Raw genomic sequence first — 21159 nt, 5'->3', positions numbered from 1 at the left:
CCATATTCTTCAAACACAGATTTCAGATCCTCTTCTGTCACCTCACGTGCAAGGTTACCAACGTAGACAGACATACAATATCTCCAAAATTTGATTTATGTAGAGATAGAAATTTCGGAGGCATGCTTAGCAATATGAAACAGAAGAAACCTGTCAACACTGAAAACAAAAACTGCAACCGATACCTATACTCGTCTTTTATGATAACATAGACAGTAAGGTGATTAACGTCCTACTCGGGTTGTGCAATTAAGCTATTGTGCATTTTCATTGCATAGTTGCCAGTTTTGAAAAAACTTTTCATACCCACTCCCCCATTTCTGCCTCCCCCCTCACAGCTGTTTTATTCTAGCCGCAAATCTGGATAAACCAGGGAAGGTGACCGAATTTGGGACTGAGCTTTTGACGGACGCTATCAGTATGTCGCTGATCAGCCCATTTGGTGATAACCCAATGCTTATCAGTAGTCGAACCAAAGTTTTTATAGCTATGTAAATTTTTGTAAATTTTTATCCCATCTAGTTGGAGCAACGATGGGATATTTTTTAGCATTTCTTAATGTAGCACCGTTTATTTTTGAACGAACTTAATATATTCCTTAATATATTAATATATTAAGGAATATATTAATATATTATCCTGGCTTATAATCCTAAGTATAAATACTCAGGATTAGTCAACGATTTGCGATTAGCCCTTCGGGCGGCGTAAGCCCCATGGCAAAATTCCCAAAATTCGTAATCTTTTAGAACTACACAATGTAGTGCGGAATGTGCGTCATAAAGTAATATCAATTCTTCAAAGGTAGACTACAGATGCAGATGGGGAGATGAGGAGATGGAGAGATGAGGAGATGGGGAGATGAAATTGATGTTTAGCTATAATTTCTCGAATTGGTATAACTTGATTGATGAAGGCAAAAGCTAAAAGCAATCCCAGCATTAGCGCCCTTATCAAGGGAGGCAAGCAAAAGACAATTTTTTATAAAAATTATCAAAAGTATTTTTTATCTATTATTTATACCGCAATTATACGGAATTTTTACGAAATTTTAAATTAAAAATTACTATAAAAAATCATAAATATTTCGTCAAATATTTTCAAAAATTAACACCTCTACTTTAGACTATAAAAAATCAGCAAAAAACAATCCAGGCCATTAAAAATAGCTGAAATCAAAAACTTGAATCTAAAAATCAAGGTTAAGCTGTGTTCTTTTTCGCTTTTTTAGGGTGAGAATACTGCTTCTTGACAATGGGATAGATGTTTCTCTTGCTTCTTTTTCGACCCGATTGCCAACCAGGAGACTTTCCTCGGGTTTTCGGTGGTTGTGTTGGAGAGCCAATCTTCACTCTCATGGGCAAATATTGATTGTGCCACTCTTCCGGGGGTGAGATTGGTTTGTGGTGTAGCCCACGGAAGATGCTGTTGGGAGACTAAATCTCTGGCTAACCACAATTGCCAGGTCATCAAAGGCATGAGGTCACTCCAACGCTCACACTGCCCAGGGGTACTCAAGTTAGGTAAAGTCCAATGCAATCTTTGCTTGGCAAAACGATACCAATGGTCAACACCAAAGCGACGGGCATATTGGGACCACACATCAGCTAACGGGCATAACTCGAATCCCACCCAAACCAACCAGAGTGGGGGCTGCTTTCTCCGTTTACTTGAACAGGTCAGTCTTTCGACTTGAATCAGGTTGAGATGTCGTGTTGGTGCTGTGCGAAAATGCAAATCGTGCCATTTTTTCAAGCGCAGTTTGCCCAATTTGGGGTCATCGACAACGACGGCCTTCCTCTGCTGCCCACCAAGTTTTGGGATCATTGACTTTGAATTTTTGTCCGTGTTTGCGGGGTCTTCCTTTCCCTGAATAGGCAGGGGGTTTCGACCACAAGCAAGCATTAGCCCGCACTCTCATTAACAGACTGGCATTGATGTCGGCGGTTTGCTGCACCCATAAACCATTCCCATATTCTCTATCTGCCACTACTAAAACTTTTTGTTCGAGGTTTTGACAGACTTGTTTGAGTTGCCACACTGCCTTCGAGATGGGGGTTTCTTTGGAGGTGATGCGTTCATGTCTCAGGGGTAATGCCCAACTTCCTCCCGCTTCTGGCAACCAGGCGATGGTACTGTATCCTTGCCCCACTGTGACATTCCCCTTGGCTGAGGCTTGATGGCAGTAGGTTCGCTCTTTGAGAGTTTTCGCTCCTTTTCTACCCCAAGCTGTATGGTCGATGCCTAACAACACATATTCTTGAGTAGGTATCTCTTGGATATACCTACTCATCAGCTTTTTACGGTTTGGTCGGCAATCTTGAATTGCTTCATAGGCACTTGACCATTTTCGCTGAAACAGAGGCGACAGGGCAAATTCCCCTAAACAAGAAGCATTTTTGGTTGTCATCATGCTTTCCATTAATTCAAAGGTCGCATCATGGGCTTTTCCTAATAGCTGGTAGGTTTCACAGGCGGAATATTTGCAGTCGGTCACAGTTCATTTTAGGGAGTTCTGAGTTTTTTGGTCAATTCTCATTTTCTCCCTCGCGGTAGTTCAGAGTATACCTCTGACTACCGTTTTGACTGCCATTAGTCTAAACAAGAGTGGGTGAAGAAAACCGCCGCTTACGTCAAATATCTGTAGCGGGTTGTTTAACCGCTCTGCTAATTAGTTTTAGTCGTTTATCCTGGGTTTCCTTTGTGATGGCATTGGTGATTACAGCTTGTTTCCGCAGCAGTTTGGCTCGTCAAGGTTCTTTATGGATTGGTTCATTAAGCTCATTACTTTGTGCTCTTTTGGGAGGTCTGACCTTCAGTGATTTAGTGAAAAAGCCCCTAGAAATCTTCAATAGTGCTCGTGCCGAATCCTCTAAAGACCGGGAACTGGTGGTTACTAAAACCCTTGAGGCTTGGCAAGAACGCCCCTGGATGGGATGGGGAATTATACAAGGCTCTGTCAAATGGTTTATCTACGACATTGCTTTGGGTTCCTTTTCAACCTACGCCTCAGTTCTTTATTTGCATGGCATCATTGGCTTTATCTTTTTCTTAGCTGCCCTAGGTTCAACTCTTTGGAATACTTGGATTCCAGCGATTCGTGGTAACCATCATTGCCAGTGGGCATTTGCCAGTCTGGTGGCTTTGTACATGCTTCTCAACGGAACACCCTTGACCTGGATGGCAGTGTATTTGTGGTATTTTTTGGTCTGGCTAGGGGCAATTTTTGCCGAAGTACAGCGAAATGAGCAGTTTGTCTCTCGATGGGAGCACTTATCTGGCAGAACTTGAATATCTGGAAAAACTTGAAAATTGAAAATTGAAAATTGAAAAAAGTTAGACTTTTATTTATTTGAAAATATTGATTTACCATGTCTTATTTAAACATTTTTTTTAAATTAATTATTTTATAATTCCACAGTTGTTAAACGATTGTAATCGTTGGAATATATTTTATTAAAAAAGTAGCTGCGATCCTGAATAGACATTGGACACTTTTATTAGTTTTTAATTCCTTGGTGCTGGGAGCTAGCTTTGGAGCCTTTTCTTTATTAAAGCCTTTTTGGATTGCTAAAGCACAGCTAATTCTACCAGAAACAGGCAAGTTACAAGCTAGTTTAGGAACTCTTGGTTCATTAACTAAGGGGGATTCTAAATTGGCGACTAAGAGTCATCCTCTGAATATGCAGGCATCTATTCTAACCAGTGATGCTTTGATGAGGCGCTTGTTGGAGTCTGACCCAGAGAAAACGGATTTTCAAAGGCTGGTTCAATACAAAAAGTTGTTCGCGATATCTCCTGACCAGGAATCGACTAAGATCTGGTTGAATGCCACTGGGGATAGTCCAGAATTAGCAAGAGATCGAGTCAGGGCACTGATTAGTGCGTATCAGGAGCGTCTGAATGAACTGCGTCAAGCAGATGGTACCACTAGGGTTGAGTTCAATAAGAAAGCGCTGGAGCGAGCTAAGCAAAAATTGGATCAGTCTCAGGAGGCATTAGCAAAGTTTCAGGAATCCTCTGGTTTAGTGAATAGCAAAGCCCAAACTGAAGGACTGGTGAGGGCAATTACTGATCTGAGTATTAGCCAAGCTCAGGCTCAAGCTCAAGCTCAAGCCAGTCAACATCAGCTTCAAATCCTATCGACTCGTTTGGGTCTTACTCCTAAGCAAGCAATCCGGTCTCTAGGTCTGGCAGAAAACCGGGATTACCAGTTTGTGCGGCAGCAGTTGACCGAACTGGAAGCGACTTTGGTCAAAGCTCAAACTACTTATACCTAATCAGCCAAACGTGCCAGCATCAGGATTGAGGGAAAACTGGATTTGCCCGATACTGAAAGCCTACCCATGTTTTCTTTAGATGCCAACGGTGTCAAGAGCAGCACCCTAGCAACAAGGCTACTGAAGTACTCATCGGTGAGATTGCATCCTTACTCTCTTGTGTTACTGGGTTTGAGTAATCAAATTTGACAGAAAATCGATAGATTTCCATTACCCTATCACCCCATCATCAACTGACCCACGTTTTGTCATTACTTTACCGATAGTCGCGCTGGTTGCGATCGCAACTGACCCATATACGCTTATTCCATGCTTCCTCAGGGTTTGGGTGGCTGATTTGACTGTAGCTCCGCTGGTGTAGATATCATCTAGGATTAGTACGGGTGAGGTGCTATGATGTCTGAGAAAGTGTTTACCAATAATAAAGGCATCTGCTAGGTTTTGCGCTCGCTCTTGGACAGATAAACCAAACTGAGGTTGAGTTGCCCGGACTCTTTCTAAACCCAGTGGTGCTTGTTTGTAACCAGTGAATTCACAAAAACTTTGGGCAATCAGCTCTGCCTGGTTGTAACCTCTTTGTCGCTGTTTTGTAGGGTGCATAGGAATGGGAACTACTATTAATTTTTGGTTGTGGCTACGGGTGGCAGAGGATTTTAACCAAGCTTTACCCAGCCAATGGCCCAAGGGATGTGCTAGCTGGGGTTGGTTTTCATATTTCAGGGCAGCGAGTACTCGTTTTAATGGACCACCGTAATTGCCCCAGACAAACACTGGGAGATTTTGATTACATAAAAATTGATTTTTGTCAAGTTGGCAGCGGAGTAACTGCTGCTCGCAATAATCACACAATTCATCAGTGGCAGGGCGCTCACATAGGGGACAGTTCGATTTCAGAAAGAGACTTAATAGACCCTTTTTAAGAGTCTGAATTCCCTGTAACATGATTTTGGGGATTTATCTGGCATTATATTTATAAAGATGCCAAGACTGACCATGAGAATCCCTCAGTATTTCTACCGTTTTCTGTCTCTAAGAGCGTGATGCAAAGCACAGGAAGGATTAATAATATCATGTCCAGTTGACTACTTATCATTCTTGGTTGAGAGTCAATTTTTAATTAACGATTTAGGTGAATACGACGTGATTAATGGTAAGAGATATTATGCCTTCGAGATATGATGCCAAAATCCCGGAGCAATAACAGGATTAGGCGGCGATTTGTGGATAATCTTTACTCTCTTGATCTGATTCAACCTTCAGAGTATCCCTTCGTGGGCAATGAAGCCTTGAACTTAAGTCAGCTGTTGCAACGGGATTATCCGGTTGTACCTGGCTTTGTGGTGAGTGCAAAGGCATTGTGGGAATTTATCGCAATTTTAGGTGAGTCTGAACCCCTGTTAGCTGATTTACCTTCTTCTTATCTTTACGTAGATGTAGACAATCCTCGCCAGCTACAGCAAGTGGCTCAGCAAATTCGTCACAAAATTCAAGGGGCGACTTTAGCTTCGGTGTTGGCATCAACCCTATCCGAGATAGCAGAAACTACACTCGCCCCAGCAACAATTTTTCACCCTTCCTTATCCATGACATCACCAGGGTCGGGAATTGAGGAGGACACTGGGAAAACTGAAGTGGGAAGATTAGAGCAACCCCAGATTTTTTCAACCTTACCAGATAAAATTTTGGGATCCTATATTTGCCCTAGGCAACCACTAGCAATGGAACTGTCTTTAAAACAGGTTTGGGCAGAACTATTTCGCGCCAGAAGTCAATTTTACTGGCAACGGCATAGTATTGGTCTCCAGCAGCTTAATTTGGCAGTCTTGATACAACCAATGTGGGATGCGATCGCTTCTGGTACACTCCAGATTAACCAAGCTGAGGGTTACATCCAAGCCACGTGGGGGTTAGGTACTGCATGGGCGAAGGGGGAAGTAGTGCCAGACTATTACCAAATTGAGATCGAAACTGGTATTGTGCTAGCCTCACGACTGGGTCGTAAAACCCGTGCCTATGGCTTGTGTCTGGAAGCGGACTCATTATCACTAACCCAGAACACTGTGCAAGCCTATCTACTCAGTGAGGAGCAACAAAAACAGTACACCCTAAAGGACAAATACCTCCAACAGCTAATTACTATCAGCCAGCGTCTAGTTGCTGATATTAGTCCTAGCTTTTCCCTAGAGTGGACACTATGGCAAACCTCAGAAAACTCAGAACCACAGTTACAAATTACGAAATTTAGTCCTGAAACTGGGCAAAAGTGGGATGCTAGTCAGTTGAGGCTTGAACCGTCACATCACTCTGTGGGTTCTACTACCTCCTACGGCAAGCTGTTTACCTCTCTACAAGTGGGTAGCCTACCCAATGTGCCTAAAGCATCATCGGACTCCATTGGGAGCAACTCTAGTGAACACACTGTCAACCCATCCATGACGCCTATGCTTGTGAGAGGATTACCCGCAGCACCAGGAAGAGTTACAGCAACTGCTCATGTGATATCGGGTGAGGGCAAAAACGTCTCAGCAATCCTCTCTGGTAGAATTTTGGTTGCCCAAAGTGTTTCTCCTGACTGGCTACCTGGGCTCAAGCACGTAGCCGCTATTATTACTGAACAAGGAGGGATAACTAGTCATGCTGGGATTATTGCTAGAGAACTTGGTATTCCCTGTGTTGTGGGTGCGGCTGGTATTACCCAAATTTTAGAAACTGGCGAGTCTATACTCGTGGATGGGGGACAGGGGGAAGTTTATCGGCTAGGAACTAAGCAAGGGTTTCCGGTTGAAAAGTTGCATGGCTCAGGATTAAGAAAAAGGAAAGCAAAAGTCAACTTTCAAGCTTCTAACTTTCAAAATACTTTCCCCATTGCTACTCAATTATTGGTTAATCTTAGCCAGCCGGACTCCCTAGAAAAAATTGTGGGTTTGCCAGTGGATGGAGTGGGGTTATTGCGTTCAGAACTGATGATGTTAGAGATTTTGAATAATCTGCACCCCAGTCAGTGGCACAGACAAGGCCATGAGCGTGAGTTAGTAGAACGCTTGGCTCAGTTAATTGTTCAATTTACGGTTACCTTGGCACCACGTCCTGTATTTTATCGCTCCACGGATTGGCGCTCCCATGAATTTCCATCCCTGAGTGGGGATCACTTGGTAACGGAAGCGGAAGTTAACCCGATGCTTGGTCTACGTGGCACTCGTCGCTATCTGAGTGACCCAGCTAGCTTTGATCTGGAACTGGCAGCTTTACAGGAGGTTTATGCTTACGGCTGCAGGAATTTACGGCTGATTTTGCCCTTTGTACGTACTGTGGAAGAGTTTACCTTTTGCCGCCGTCGGGTAGAACAGGTAGGACTTACTGATAATCCTGATTTTCAACTTTGGATTATGGCAGAAGTGCCATCTGTGTTGTTTCTGCTACCAGACTATGTTAAGGCAGGTGTTCAAGGAATTTCTATTGGTACTAATGATTTGACGCAACTTTTACTAGGAGCTGATCGGGAGCAAAGGCAGTTGGAAACACTGGTGGGAGGGTGCCATCCAGTGGTCAAGCAAGCAATTCAGCAACTAATCGAAATGGCAAAAGAAGCTGGTATTCCTTGCTCAATTTGTGGTCAAGCTACGGTTCAAGATCCGGAACTGATTGATCTGTTGGTGCAGTGGGGAATTACTTCGATTTCTGTTGATGTTAAAGATGTGGAAGCGACTTACCAGGCAATTACCCGTGCTGAGCAACGTTTACTCTTGGAAGCAGCACGAAATAAGTCAAAAGGCTTAGGTGGAAAAGGCAAAGGGGAAAACATCTAAATATATGGAAGTTCTAAATTGGGTTATGATATCCAGTCCGGTAGTATCGGTAAAAATTACCACGTACCACGGGACAGGATCTGATTTGATGTATCTGGTCTCACCTAGGTTATAAATCTGAAAACTGCTGTAATTCAATCAGTGAATTATGGTTAGGCTTCTTAGTAATTTGAGTTAATAGTGCTTCATAGCGGTTGAGAGCGTTTTGATAGGCGAAGTGCTTCAGAGCAAATTTTCTACCTTGTTTACCTAGAGATACCCCCTGCTCAGGATTTTCATACAATTCGACAATTGCAGATGCTAAAACCTGGGGCTTTTGTGGTGGTACCACTACACCGCCACCACTTTGTCGAACAACTCGCGCTGCAGTTCCATTCAAAGGCACAGAAGCAATGATGGGTCGTCCGCAAGCCAATAGCACTTGAATTTTTGAGGGCATATTAAAGGAAACAACGTTACGCTTTTGCACAACTAAACCTATATCTGCTGCTGCCAACATTTCTGGTAACTTCTCTCGGGGTTGGAAAGGTAAAAGCTTGACATTACTAGCCTTGCAAGTCTGACAGTCTTGCTGTAGCTGCTGTAGAGCCTTAGATTCTCCAACAATGACGAAGACAATTTCTGGAATATGCCTGACCAGAGTAGCCGCCTTCACTACTGTTTCCAGTCCCTGAGTCAGGGCAATATTACCGGAATACAGTACTACAAACTTGCCATCAAGATGGTAAGCAGTGCGAAAGGAATTTCCTTGTTTGGGTAAGGGACGGATAACATTAACATTCGCCCAGTTGGGGATACAGGTAATTTTGTCTTTAGGTATTCCTTTACTGACTAAATTGTCAACGAATCCCTCAGAAATAACAGTGATTGTATGAGCAGTGTGGTAGGCAAACTTCTCTAAAGCTTCAAAGATACGGATGGCTAGTTTGTTTCTAATTAGACCAACCTGTACAGCAGCTTCTGGCAAAATATCCTGTAAATTCAGTAATACTGGGCAGTTGTACAACCAACCGAGTAAAGCAGCTGGTACACTAACGGCCAGGGACGGTACTGTCAGTAGAATCACATCAGGTCGCCAGCCCTGGAAAGCCTGAATCAAACTAGTCACCACGAAGCTACCATCCAGTAGTATCCGTGTCACTACACCAGGCTTTGGTCGAATCCAGACATAGGAGCGTTGAATTATTACTCCATTTCTTTCTTCAGTCTGATACCACTTACCCTGATATTTATCATAGATACAGCGCTGGGGATAGTTGGGCATACTAGTGACGACTCGTACTTGATGTCCTGCCTTGACCAAACCTTCTGCTAGTTCCGTCATTAATGGGGCAATGCCTATGGGTTCAGGATGATAATTATAGGAGTAGATTAATATGCGCATGAACGTTATTGGTAGAGCGAGTAGTCTGTCAAGTTAAGATTTGACAGGTGGACAAGCGATGCATCGCTTTTTACAATTCCGACACGAAACACTATATCTAGTTAGTTCTATCTATCAGTTACTTAGCAACTGGTGTCTAATTACCCTACATACTTTAGTGTTTGAATTTTCACCTTTAAGAGAAAAATTTAAACTTTACTCATTCAAAGCGTTTGGTTTAATTTTCGACGTTATAGCCTTGATGACTAGATACTCAATCGGCTTTGTCTGTTGATGCTTATGCACTAAACCAACACCGAATATACCAAAAGCTATTACTCTCAATAGAGCAGTAGGTTAGACAGACGCGCTTAGGCGCTCTTATCTCTAAGAATACAGACAGAAAAACTAAATTATTATGACCTTCTTTAGCAGGCAATAATTAATCCTCAGGCTTAGGATAGCTCCTGCTGCTCATTCCCTTTTATTGGTTCTATTCATATAGGTATCAAAACTATCAGACTCACTGGTTGGACTCCTGCTCCCATCTTAGCCATCGTCAATTTTATAATATAAATACTTGATATGCTACCTTCTTTATTATTGATGATCACTTTGGTCAAAATACCATTCCATAACGATGGAAATTTGCGCTAAATAAAAAAAAATGAAGCCAATATTTATTTAAATAAATTACTCTCTGGATACTTTAAGGGATTAACTGCACTGACCACTAGATTCGTAGGCAGATACATAAACGATGTAAATAGATTCATAAATGGCACTCCTGCTGTTATTTTAGATACTTTTTTAAGTGTTGATGTTTTCCTAGCGATGCATCGCTATATTATAAGGGTATATATTTTATATATAGTTATACATGAGTTGTGAACGGAAAACTAGCTGAAAGTCTTATTTCAAGAGGGTGCTTTGTTCACAAATCAAATGGAAACTATATAAGACCATAGGCAAAAATTGAGTCGAGCTATGTTACCATGCCCAACTACCTGTTTTTCTAAAGGAACTAACGGAAAGCTTATCAGAAACAGCTAGTAATTTTCAATTATATAATTTTAAAGATTGTGTGAAGTAAATGTGAAAATATAGACTTATTATAACACTCTATAGGGAAATCTGAAATCCTTACCTAGCTAGGAGCTAGTTTTGGTAAATAATACTGGATTAATCAGCTATAGAATTTATAAGCTGTTGAGGAAAAAATGAGCACGGATTCTTTGAATGCTTTTGCCCTGCTCTAACGGTGTTTGAAAATTAACAGTGTTGCCGAATTACCTCCAAACTTCAGCAAAGCGATGCAGCGTGGTCTTGGGGAACCAGTGCGGTTCATGACCGCACTGACGTGGAAACCCCCACTCGCGCTTTGCATGGCTGACAGGGGGTTATAAACCTGGATTTGGAATCAGGCTATCAAGGAAAGGGCTCTCCTAACTATCTTGACTTAAGTGGTTAGCCCAAAATAAAAAATCAGTAAAGACTTTGTGAAGAAATTTGTGAATAAATGGTAAAGAAAAGGGGGAGATAAGACCCAGTAAGGCTTACAAAAATAAGCGATCGCAACAGCACGGTGCTTAGTCCAACGTTACCGCAGGGGATACTCACCACACTCCGTACTCAGCATTCCTTCAGTACTAAGTTTGGTAAACCAGAGGAATTCAGAACCCTAAAATCTTACCCAATTACCCCTAAAGTAAAGGAAAAGCCCACTTTTGGGTAAGATGTTTGATGGTTTTTGGTGATGATGTGTGATGCCGCGATGGTTTTGGGAACGCTGTAATCAAGAACGGTAGGGATGGGTAAACCGGGGATGGGACAATGGCGGACAAACAAAACTCTTAAGCTTAGACCTGATTGGCTGATCGCTTTATTTATAGCACTACGCATTCAGATGTTTGACATTCCTAAACTCCGAAACGTAAGTAATCGCTTACTTCTGACTTCTGACTTCTGACTTCTGACGCTAAGCGTAGCGCTATATATACCATTTTCCGAGAGTCAGTGAACTTCTGCTATGGTCAAAGCCCCAATTCCTCACTCCTACCAGTGGCTAAAACTTTACCAAATCTTGACAGTTATAGTGTGTTAACTCATCTAGATTCAACATACATTCAAGAAGAGAAGAATGATGTGAATCTGTGCTGTTAATACCGATACAGTGTACTATCAATTCCTATACAAATAGATGAGTTACCAAGTTCCGGTCAAAGTTCCTTTCGTTTCACTAGCTCAACAACACCGACCTATTCAAACTGAGCTAGACCAGGCAATTCAAGCTGTAGTGCAGCAGGGAGATTTTGTTCTCGGTAAAGCGTTGATCAATTTTGAGGAAGCATTTGCGGCTGCTTGTGGTGTCGAATACGGTATCGGGGTGGGATCTGGCACCGATGCGATCGCACTCGGATTACAAGCCTGTGGCATTAGTGCTGGGGATGAAGTGATTTGTCCTGCTAACACCTTTATCGCTACAGTGATGGGGATCATAGCTGCTGGTGCTACGCCAATTTTGGTGGATTGTAACCCCCGTACTGCCCTAATTGATCTCAATACTGCCAAACAAGCAATTACAGAGAAAACCAAGGCAATTGTCCCTGTGCATCTTTACGGTCAGATGGTATCCCCGAGTGAGTTAATCGCATTTGCTGATGCCCACAACTTACTGATTTTTGAAGACGCAGCACAAGCTCACTTAGCACAGCGAGAGGATTATTGTGCTGGTTCTGTGGGCAAGGCAGCAGCATTTAGTTTCTACCCCAGTAAAAACTTGGGTGCCTTTGGTAACGGTGGCATGGTAATCACTAATGATGCTACGGTGGCAGAAAAAGTGCGATCGCTTCGTAATTACGGAGCACCTCGCAAATATTTTCATACCGACATCGGCAAAAATAGCCGTTTAGATACGTTACAAGCTGCTATCCTCAATGTCAAACTGCCTTATTTGACTGAGTGGAACCAGTCACGCTACTGGGCAGCTGGGCAGTACGACAATTTACTCAAGGCTTTGGAAGGTCAAGGGATTGTGCCCATAGAAAACCACAGCGGGCCAGGTCATGTCTACCACCTTTATGTGATTCGGGTAGGTAAACAATGTCCCTTTAACCGACAGACCATCCAGGATGCTCTGGCCTCAGTGGGAATTCAAACTGGTATTCATTATCCAATTCCTTGCCATCTCCAGCCAGCTTACAAGTACTTGGGATATCAAGCCGGTGACTTTCCCCATGCCGAAGCTCTGTGCAATGAGATTTTATCTCTACCAATTTATCCCAACTTGAGCAAGGAGCAGATTGAGCAGGTTGTTGATGGGTTAGCTAATTTATTAGGCGTGCTTGAGCCATTAGTTATTAATCATTAAACTATGCAAATTGGACGCAAAATTCCTATTGCCATTGATCGCTATCTACTGGACGGTTGTATCATCGCTTTACTAGTCATTATTTATGGTCCTGTGCTGATGCATTGGTATAATGGCTGGCTCAACAAAAGTATCAGCATTACCCATGAATACTTTAGCCATGGTTTGATTGGGCTACCGTTTGCTGCCCATATTGTTTGGACGAACCGACGACGGTGGCATAAGCTGACTGATACAGCCCATCCCTTTGGTGTAGTCTTACTGATAATTGGAGCAGTAAGCTATCTTAGCGGTCAATCAGAACTGGTAAATTTATCGTTTCCCATAGTTTTAGCTGGTCTTTGCCTATGGTTAAAAGGGATTCCTGGCTTTAAGCTGCAAAGTTTTCCCCTGCTGCTGGTGGTTTTGGCAACTCCAACAGCAGTTCCCTATTTAATTGAACCTTATATCTTGCCCCTACAACGCTTTATTGCTGCCATGGCTGCCTTTATTCTGACTCAGTTTGGCATGGATGTCACACTAGAAGGGATTAACTTGTTCGTAAGTGAACGAATTGTGGAGGTAGCGCCCCACTGTGCTGGTCTTAAGATGTTATTTACTTGCCTGTATGTGAGTTTGATGTTGCTTTACTGGAGTGGTGCTATTGAGTCACGCCTAAAGACTATTTGGCTGCTATCCGGTGCGGTGATTATAAGTGTTAGTGCTAATATTGTCCGCAATACTGTGCTGACCTTTTTCCATGGCAGTGGGCAAGATCAGGCATTTCATTGGCTCCATGAAAGCTGGGGCGGCGACCTGTATTCAGCGATGATGTTAGTGATGCTGGTTCTATTAATGAAGTTCATTGAAAAATACTTCCCCTCAGACCCTAACTTGACTCCCTTGGCTAACCATCAAGATTAAACGTTATATAGCAGTTCTCAATGGGGTGAGATAAAAACTCCTGGATTTTAGGGAGTAGGGAATAGGGAGTAGGGAGCAGGGGTAAGAAACTTGAAGGTACCTCATAAGTCTGAGAAAGGCTAGAGAATGATGAAATCAGTAAGTTTAATTAAGTTAATCCAGCCCTGGCAAATCTCCAGGGGAGTCTTACTGGTGTTGCTGTTAGTCTTGGTAATAATGGGAGCAGTACCGGGTTACTGGACAGGAAACTGGCCTTGGGCAAAACTGCCACCAGTGACTAACCTCCAAAAGATAAAAGCTATCCGCAAGACGGGAATAGAACTATCTGACTGGCAAACTGTTAAGCAACAAACCATCAGGATTGGCGGCCATAAATGGTCTTTGCAGTTCATAGAGCAGGATCAGCAAAAACCAGTGTGGTTATTTTTGCTTCCCCAAAATGGTCCTAAATCCCAGCCACAGGTAGAATGGGAAGATATTAGCGGATTTATGAGACAACGATTGGGACAATGGAAGACGGATTCTTATGGCCATATCAAGTTTGTGGTCAACGGATCTGATGTTGAGGGGAAGACCCAGGCTGATCCGACCATCACAACCCAGCCCAAAACCGTTGTTAACGCCCGTTTCTTTCGTGCCTGGAATCAGCGGCAAACCTTCGCTATAGTACAATGGTATGCCTGGCCAGAGGGTGGTAATCCTGCTCCTAGCCGTTGGTTCTGGGCTGATCAACTGGCTCAGTTACACCGCAAACGGGTGCCTTGGGTTGCGGTAAATATCCAAATTCCCATAGAACCTTTGGGTGATATTGAAAATTCTAGGCCAATAGCCGAATCTCTCAGTAAAATGGTTCAAACTGCTTTGATGAGCGATCCTTTTGCAGACGAAGCTAGTAATATACAAATTATCAAGGATTAAGGCTGAAGGCTGAAGGGTCAAGGCTGAAGGGTCAAGGCTGAAATGGGTTTATTGCTGCAACACTTAGAGTTGACTAAAAGCTTGATCCACAACCAAGAGTTAAACGTCATACTTCCGACTTGCCACTTCCGACTTGCCACTTCCGACTTAAGATGATAAGTGACCATTGGAAAATGACAACTGACACCCACAGGTTTGGCAACCAAGTTCTGAATTTATCTTTCTTTGGGGGTACCGTCTTATTCTGGCTGGTTAGTTCTGGAGTCTGGGTTAGCCCTGGTTTGGCTAAGCATGTCGGAAATTTACCGACATCGGTGCCAAATCTTGGGGATGAGATTAGCGATCGCGCTCAGTTGCCTACGTTTAGTTCCATTGAACCGGAAACAACGGAAACAGTTGAATCAGGGGAAAGGGAAACGACTGAACAGGAAAGCTCTGAGACCACCCCTGAGACCACCCCTGAGACCATAGAGGTAACGGAAACGTTGCCACCGCCACCACCGTTGAGCAACCCTGAACCCGTCTCAGAGGAGAATCGACTGGAACAGTTGGAGGAAATGTTACCTCCTTTGGGCTATCCAGAGACTCTGTCACAGGTGAGTCCATCTGATGAATTTAATCGCCACTACCTAGGGCGAGAAGATGTAATCGCAGTGAGTGTGACCAACTTTCCGAATCTGGCTTTTCAAAGTGCTATTGATTCTGACGGCAATATTGTGGTACCGCTGTTCGGTAAGCTACGAGTGGTGGGACTTACTCTAGAGGCGGCTCAAGATTTAATTCAAAAGGTCTTAAATGAATTTGTGATTGATCCTGAAGTAGTTGTGAGCCTACTGAGTACACCGGCTGTTCAGATTACGGTGAGTGGTGAGGTGTTTCGACCAGGCTATTACCCCCTGCCAGCAGGAACTCAACCGAATCAAGCCCTTACTGCTGCGGGTGGTACGACTACGATTGCTGATTTGCGGACTATTTTGATTCGTCGTAAGTCGGTGGTGAATAATTCCATCATTGAGCGAGAAATTGACTTGCTGACACCGCTGCAAAATGGGACAACTCCATCGGAATTGAACCTCCGGGATGGGGATGCTATTATTGTGCGAAAGTTGGAGGTGGGTAATACTACCGATTATGATAGGCAGCTGGTAGCTCGTTCTAATCTAGCTCAACAACAAATCAGCGTTCGAGTGTTGAGCTATCCTAATGGCACAATTGGTAACTTGACATTAGCTAATGGTAGTACGTTTATTGATGCCTTAACAGCAATTTCTCCTAACCCAGATGATGCTGATTTGGATAGCATTGCCTTAATTCGTTTTGATCCAGAACAGGGCAAAGCGGTGACTCAAAAACTAGACGGGGAAAAGCTACTAAAGGGTGATGTTTCCCAAAACGTACCACTTCAAGATGAAGATGTGATCGTGGTGGGTCGAAGTCTTATTGCTAAGATTTCTGCCGCTCTGAGTGTAGTGACTCGACCCTTCAACGATTTTCTGGGATTCCGGAGGTTTTTTGAGGAAATACCAGAACTGTTTTGATAAGGTTGGGGTATGACGGGAGCAGAAATCGATGGAAGCTCTCCCCTGGTGGGTTAGCTTTTCCATCGACAGCACAAAAATCTCCGGATACCTTAATGAATGGACAGAAAACTCCAGTACCTGTCTCGGTTTGTAACTGGTGCTCCGAGTCCCTGTTGACTCAGCGGTAAAAATAGGAATAGGCTACAGGATTTTTCGATCACAAAAATCAAAAAACGCGGAATCCCCGTCTTTTTAAAGCGGGGAGGAAGCGTAATAGCGCGCTTTTAGCCGTCAACTATAATTAAAGAAGACTGAAATAGGCAAAGGCACTCTTAACTTCAGAGTAACGGCTAGGCCAGTAAGTCAGTGTCGGCGAGTGATGCGCAAAACGAAGTATTGGGGCTGTCCGAGAATTGACTCGGTTGTAGAAGCTACGAATGCAAGCAATCCCTCGCATTCGTAGAGTAAGCCAGCCTGGAGGTTCGGCGGTTGACCCTTGGATTCGATTAATTTGGAGTCTAGGCGCGTCAATTATGCTAGGGCTACTGAAAACCAACGTTCTGAAGTCTGGGCGAAAGCCCCCGTGCTTCAGCCGGGGGTAAGCTTACTGCTGCCTTAACAATAGCGAAAATTACTTATGACTCCCCCTTTTGTCACACGTTACCTGATTGCTCTCAATCAGCATAAGTTAATCGGCTTTGCCACGTTTTTCCTGATTACTGGCATATCGGGGATTGTGGCTATACAGCCAACGCCAGCTCCTATTTATCGAGCTGAAGGTCGTTTGATATATACCACTCCTGTTAAGGTATTTTCCCAGACAGGGGTAGAGATTTCAGAACAAGGTAAACAACTGCTGACACAGGGAACGCTGCTGGCAGACAATGTGGTTAAGGAAGTAGCAGCTGGGATGCAAGTCAGCTCCAAAGACATTGTTAAAAATACACAGGTGAAATTGCCAAAAGAAGGAGCACAATTTATTTCGGTAATCTATAGGGATAAGAATAAGGAAATTTCTGCAGCCATCGTTGACATGCTGATGAAGAAAATGGTGGAACAGAGCCGTTTTATCAACACATCACAACTAAGACGGATTATTGAAGTGATAGAAGAACGTTTACCTAAGGCGGAGGCGGAACTAAGGGAAGCGGAACAAAAACTGGAACAGTATGACCGCCTACAAGGACCAGCTTTATTTGCTGCTAAAGATGGCACCTTAGTGGGTGGGATTACTGGTAGCCAACAGCAACAACGTAGTCTGGAGATACAGCTAGAGGGGGTTGAGGCTCAATATTCTAGCCTAATCGAACGGCTAGGTTTGACCCCTGACCAAGCCTATACGTCTTCTGCCCTCAGTGCTGACCCGATCATTGCTAGTCTGCGAGCTCAGATTCTGGATACTGAGACACAGATGGAACTGCTAAAGGGGCAGTTGCGTCCGCAACATCCAACTATGATTGAGTTGCGCAAACAGCAACAGACTTATGAGACCTTACTTCAGGCACGTGGGGCTGAAGTTCTCGGTGGTAATGGGTTTACCTCTCCATTGCCCAGTCAAATCCGCCAAGACAGTACCCTGGACCCAGCACGGCAGGCACTGGCTAATCAGTTGGTAGCTCTGCAAACCCAGCGGGAATCACTTCAACGGCAGTTGGCAGCTACCCAAAGAACGGAACAGGAACTAAGACAGCAATATCAGCAGCTGCCCAATAAGCAGCTGGAGCGAGGGCGACTGGCTCAGCAAGTTGCTTTTAAGCAGGAATTTTACAATAAGTTGCAGGTAGCATTAGCAGATAGCAAAATAGCAGAGGCGGAGACTGAGAGTAGTCTTGCGATCGCTGGAATTGCAGAACCGAAAGCAATAATGACCCAGACAGCAAGTAATCCGATCGTTACCTTGGCAATAGGTGGTGTAATCGGTATTGTAGTGGGTGCTGGTGTGATTCTGCTGCTATCAACCCTGGATAATACCTTATACACGCCAGAGGATGTTAAGCCCATACTTCGGGACAATGGTGTGCCATTACTGGGGGATTTACCGACAATCGGTCTCAAGTCCTACCGGGGTGAAGTTGCTATAATCACCCGACCAGAGGCTTTGGAGTTAGAGTTCTACGAACGGTTTCGCACTAATCTTCGTCTGCGGGAGGAACCTGCGGTAAAAGTGGTGTTGGTGACTAGTACAGCAGCGAATGAAGGAAAGACGATCGTGGCTTACAATTTAGCGATCGCATCTGCCCAAGCCGGTATGCGTACTCTGTTGGTAGAAGGGGATTTGCGATCGCATTCTGTAGCTCAATCTCAAGAAGTGATTCACCTGATGGACGCGCCACTGGAACCTTTGCGCTTCTATGGCTCTAAGACTGAATGTATTCATTTAGCCCAAGATTTTGAAAATCTCTACATTCTCCCTAGTCTCGGTCCCTTGCGCAAAGCTGCAGGGATCCTAGAATCGAGTGAAATGAAGCATTTGCTGGAAGATGCTCGTGGTCGCTTTGATTTTGTTGTGGTTGATTCCCCTAGTCTGTCCCGTTGTAATGATGCCCTATTACTACAACCATTTACTGATGGGATTGTGTTAGTTACTCGACCAGGCTATACCCAGGGCAGTATTTTATCTCAGGTAATCGAAGAGTTAGAGGAAAACGAGGTACTGTTGGGAGCAGTTATCAACGATATCAAGCAGCTACAACCCCCTGTTCCTGTGGATAGTGGCAGGGGGTATTCAGCGGTAGATACCCCTGTGGATCAAACCCCAGCTGATCAGCATAAAGTTACTAGTGGAGTAGGGAGTAGGAAGTAGGGAAAGAGAGGGAAGTGTGGGAAGTGTGGGAGGTGTGGGGAGATGGGGAGATGGGGAGATGGGGAGATGGGGAGTCAGAGGTTTTAGGGAGTCGGGAAAGAGAGGGAAGTGTGGGAAGTGTGGGAGGTGTGGGGAGATGGGGAGATGGGGTGATGGGGTGATGGGGAGATGGGGAGATGGGGTGATGGGGAGTCAGAATTACGATAAGAACGGCTATAATTATCCAGAATTTCTTGATTCAGTAATACTAAAGTAGTGGGCTTTTTTTGTTTGTAACTGATAGAATTGAACCAAATCATAACGTGGTTAATCTATCAGCTTATGGGTTTATCTAAGGTAACATTAATCGTGACTCAGAGGGAGCGGTTTAGTTTAACAAAGCCTTCCCTAGACAGTATTATTGCTGATTATTCCTCTTATCCGTTTGAGCTAATCTATGTAGATGGCAACGGTCCATCCCCAGTGCATGAGTATCTGCAACAGCAGGCAGATAAACACGAATTCATGAGTTTGATCCATCGCGGACGCTATTTGAGATCCAATGTTGCTCGTAACATAGCTCTACCGTTTGTTAAGGATGCGGATTACATTGTTTTTATTGACAATGATGTGATTGTAGAGCCTGGTTGGTTAAAAGGTTTGGTTGAGTGTGCTGAAGAAGAGCAAGCTGGTATCGTTGCTCCCCTAATTTTACAGGGGCAACCAGGCTCCCCTGATATTGAGGTACATGTTGCTGGGATTAAAACCAAGTTTCACCAAAGAAAGCATGGTAAAAAGTGGTTTGAGCAAAAGCAGTTGCTCTATGGTACTCCATTACGGGATGTTGAGCAGGATTTAGATCGTACCCCAGTAGATTCTGTAGAGTTTCATTGTATCCTAGCTCGTCATTCTCTGATCAAGTCTATTGAACTGGATGAAGTCTTTGATAGCTTGGCGAGTCATACTGATTTATGTATGCAGGCAACGGATTTAGGCGAGACAATTTTCCTGGAACCAAAATCTAGAATCACTTTCCTCAATCCTCGACAGATCACTCGGTTTGACCAGGATGATGTGCCATTTTATGTATTTAAATGGAATGAACAGTCTGTACGAGATGTGTTCAATCGTCAAGTCAAAAAGTGGAATTTGGGGAAAGATGATCCTTCAATGTGGTCGATTTGGAAGTGGGTGATTGAGAATCGTCAACTCCCAGCTAAGTGGTCAACTCAAGAGGGGAGTTTCGAGAGAAAGTTATTGGAGTTCTGTCAGCGTCGCTGGTGTCCAAGTTGGCTCCGCACACTGTTAGAATCCTATGTGATTAAGCTCGCATTTCCTGAGACTGGGATTGCTGACAATTTAGTGGAAAATGTCAGCAGTAAACCTTCGGTGACTGTGTAGGGAAAAGGGAGTAGGGAGTAGGGAGTAGGGAGTAGGGAGTAGGGAGTAGGGAGTAGGGAGTAGAGATCCCCCCTCCCTTAATAAGATGGGGAGATGATTACTTTAAACCCCTTTGCCTATTGCCTATTGCCTATTGCCTTTTGCCTTAATTTGTGGCCAATACTATCAGATTCGGTAGAGATTGTATTGATGCAGTATCTACTTTTTTTTGATTAGTAAATCTGGGTTATAAATCTCCTTTAACTGAGCTGTGGCACCATTATGATTAATCCTATGGTGGGCAGTTCCTAGCAACCGGATGGCAAGGTTTGGGATCTGTCTGATGCACTGCCCACCCTACATCTGTGGCACCATTATGATTAATCCTATGGTGGGCAGTGGCTAGCAACCCGATGGCAAGGTTTGGGATCTGTCTGATGCACTGCCCACCCTACAGGAAATTCCCACACTCCCGACTCTCGACTCCCGACTCCCGATTCCCGACCCCCTATCGACCTTTAGCTAAGTCAGCATAAATTATAATTTCTATGCCTAAGATTAGCAATAGGATAAGCTCAATAGCGCAGAGGATATGAACTATCCAGGGGAGATTAGTTCCGGAAAACCAGAAGGTAAATAAGGCGAGTAAACCTGAGCAAACAAAGGTGATTTCGTCAATAATTAATTGCTCTATTTTTCGTCTCTCTCGGCGTCGATCGCTTCTATGAGCGATTTCCCAGCCAAAGATAGACTCAAGGTCGGTATGGCCGGTCTGGGCTTTGATTTTTTCAGTTAGAGTTAAGCGAAGATACTTGCCAATGGCGGAAATCTTTTCAA

Annotated in this window: 18 protein-coding genes and 1 pseudogene; 11 read left to right on the top strand and 8 right to left on the bottom strand. The window is 43.9% G+C overall.

Annotated features, from left to right (window positions below):
- From F6K51_RS29125 to F6K51_RS29110, 4 genes are all read right to left on the bottom strand, one after another.
- On the bottom strand, positions 1–74 hold a 74-nt coding region (locus F6K51_RS29125), incomplete at its 3' end, for an RNA-binding protein (protein WP_293026732.1).
- Positions 75–348: 274 nt separating this feature from the next.
- Positions 349–552 (bottom strand): hypothetical protein, encoded by a 204-nt coding sequence (locus F6K51_RS29120; RefSeq protein WP_293026729.1) that lies wholly within the window; start codon positions 550–552, stop codon positions 349–351.
- Between the two features lie 675 nt (positions 553–1227).
- Positions 1228–1755 (bottom strand): hypothetical protein, encoded by a 528-nt coding sequence (locus tag F6K51_RS29115; RefSeq protein WP_293026727.1) that lies wholly within the window; start codon positions 1753–1755, stop codon positions 1228–1230.
- A 22-nt stretch (positions 1756–1777) separates the two neighbouring features.
- On the bottom strand, positions 1778–2497 hold the full coding sequence (locus F6K51_RS29110) for a transposase (protein WP_293026723.1): 720 nt from the start codon (positions 2495–2497) through the stop codon (positions 1778–1780).
- A gap of 110 nt (positions 2498–2607) precedes the next feature.
- On the opposite strand from F6K51_RS29110, the gene F6K51_RS29105 reads away from it, so the two are divergent.
- Positions 2608–3291 carry an O-antigen ligase family protein gene (locus F6K51_RS29105; RefSeq protein WP_293026720.1) on the top strand — a complete coding sequence of 228 codons (684 nt, stop codon included), beginning with the start codon at positions 2608–2610 and terminating at the stop codon, positions 3289–3291.
- A gap of 224 nt (positions 3292–3515) precedes the next feature.
- Positions 3516–4280: a hypothetical protein gene (locus F6K51_RS29100; protein ID WP_293026716.1), complete on the top strand. Its 765-nt coding sequence runs from the start codon at positions 3516–3518 to the stop codon at positions 4278–4280.
- Between the two features lie 210 nt (positions 4281–4490).
- On the opposite strand, the gene F6K51_RS29095 is transcribed toward F6K51_RS29100, so the two are convergent.
- Positions 4491–5222, bottom strand: a complete 732-nt coding sequence (locus tag F6K51_RS29095; protein ID WP_293026713.1) for a ComF family protein — start codon at positions 5220–5222, stop codon at positions 4491–4493.
- A 278-nt stretch (positions 5223–5500) separates the two neighbouring features.
- Between F6K51_RS29095 and F6K51_RS29090 the strand changes: the two genes are divergently transcribed.
- Positions 5501–8086 carry a putative PEP-binding protein gene (locus tag F6K51_RS29090; RefSeq protein WP_293026710.1) on the top strand — a complete coding sequence of 862 codons (2586 nt, stop codon included), beginning with the start codon at positions 5501–5503 and terminating at the stop codon, positions 8084–8086.
- A gap of 109 nt (positions 8087–8195) precedes the next feature.
- Here F6K51_RS29090 and F6K51_RS29085 read toward each other — a convergent pair whose 3' ends face one another.
- Together F6K51_RS29085 and F6K51_RS29080 are read right to left on the bottom strand one after the other, a co-directional pair.
- A complete protein-coding gene (locus F6K51_RS29085) occupies positions 8196–9470 on the bottom strand; it encodes a glycosyltransferase family 4 protein (protein ID WP_293026706.1) in 1275 nt (424 codons plus the stop codon).
- Positions 9471–11138: 1668 nt separating this feature from the next.
- Positions 11139–11351, bottom strand: coding sequence for a hypothetical protein (locus tag F6K51_RS29080; RefSeq protein WP_293026702.1), 213 nt, complete (start codon positions 11349–11351; stop codon positions 11139–11141).
- Positions 11352–11649: 298 nt separating this feature from the next.
- Between F6K51_RS29080 and F6K51_RS29075 the strand changes: the two genes are divergently transcribed.
- The 8 genes from F6K51_RS29075 (at position 11650) to F6K51_RS29040 (ending at position 20858) form a co-directional block, all read left to right on the top strand.
- Positions 11650–12819: a DegT/DnrJ/EryC1/StrS family aminotransferase gene (locus F6K51_RS29075; RefSeq protein ID WP_293026699.1), complete on the top strand. Its 1170-nt coding sequence runs from the start codon at positions 11650–11652 to the stop codon at positions 12817–12819.
- 3 nt (positions 12820–12822) lie between these two features.
- Entirely contained in the window at positions 12823–13722 is a 900-nt protein-coding gene (gene crtB, locus F6K51_RS29070; protein WP_293026697.1) for a cyanoexosortase B, read from the top strand.
- A gap of 126 nt (positions 13723–13848) precedes the next feature.
- On the top strand, positions 13849–14640 hold the full coding sequence (locus F6K51_RS29065; protein WP_293026694.1) for a cyanoexosortase B system-associated protein: 792 nt from the start codon (positions 13849–13851) through the stop codon (positions 14638–14640).
- 173 nt (positions 14641–14813) lie between these two features.
- Complete coding sequence (locus tag F6K51_RS29060; RefSeq protein WP_293026691.1) at positions 14814–16178, top strand: polysaccharide biosynthesis/export family protein; 1365 nt, start codon at positions 14814–14816, stop codon at positions 16176–16178.
- Positions 16179–16797: 619 nt separating this feature from the next.
- Positions 16798–18963 carry a tyrosine-protein kinase domain-containing protein gene (locus F6K51_RS29055; protein WP_293026688.1) on the top strand — a complete coding sequence of 722 codons (2166 nt, stop codon included), beginning with the start codon at positions 16798–16800 and terminating at the stop codon, positions 18961–18963.
- A 348-nt stretch (positions 18964–19311) separates the two neighbouring features.
- Positions 19312–20343: a glycosyltransferase gene (locus tag F6K51_RS29050; protein ID WP_293026685.1), complete on the top strand. Its 1032-nt coding sequence runs from the start codon at positions 19312–19314 to the stop codon at positions 20341–20343.
- A gap of 93 nt (positions 20344–20436) precedes the next feature.
- Positions 20437–20559, top strand: coding sequence for a hypothetical protein (locus F6K51_RS29045; RefSeq protein WP_293026682.1), 123 nt, complete (start codon positions 20437–20439; stop codon positions 20557–20559).
- A 161-nt stretch (positions 20560–20720) separates the two neighbouring features.
- The gene (locus tag F6K51_RS29040) at positions 20721–20858 is read left to right on the top strand and encodes a hypothetical protein (protein WP_293026679.1); all 138 of its coding nucleotides are present in this window, start codon (positions 20721–20723) and stop codon (positions 20856–20858) included.
- Here the strand turns inward: F6K51_RS29040 and F6K51_RS29035 are convergent.
- Positions 20831–21159, bottom strand: a pseudogene (locus F6K51_RS29035) (hypothetical protein); the annotation flags it as partial. The gene F6K51_RS29040 and the pseudogene F6K51_RS29035 overlap by 28 nt on opposite strands.

Origin of the sequence: Moorena sp. SIO3I8, assembly GCF_010692325.1 — a bacterium.
Lineage (GTDB): Bacteria > Cyanobacteriota > Cyanobacteriia > Cyanobacteriales > Coleofasciculaceae > Moorena.
The sequence above is the reverse complement of the archived record's forward strand: the minus strand, read 5'-3'. Positions and strand labels throughout refer to the sequence as shown.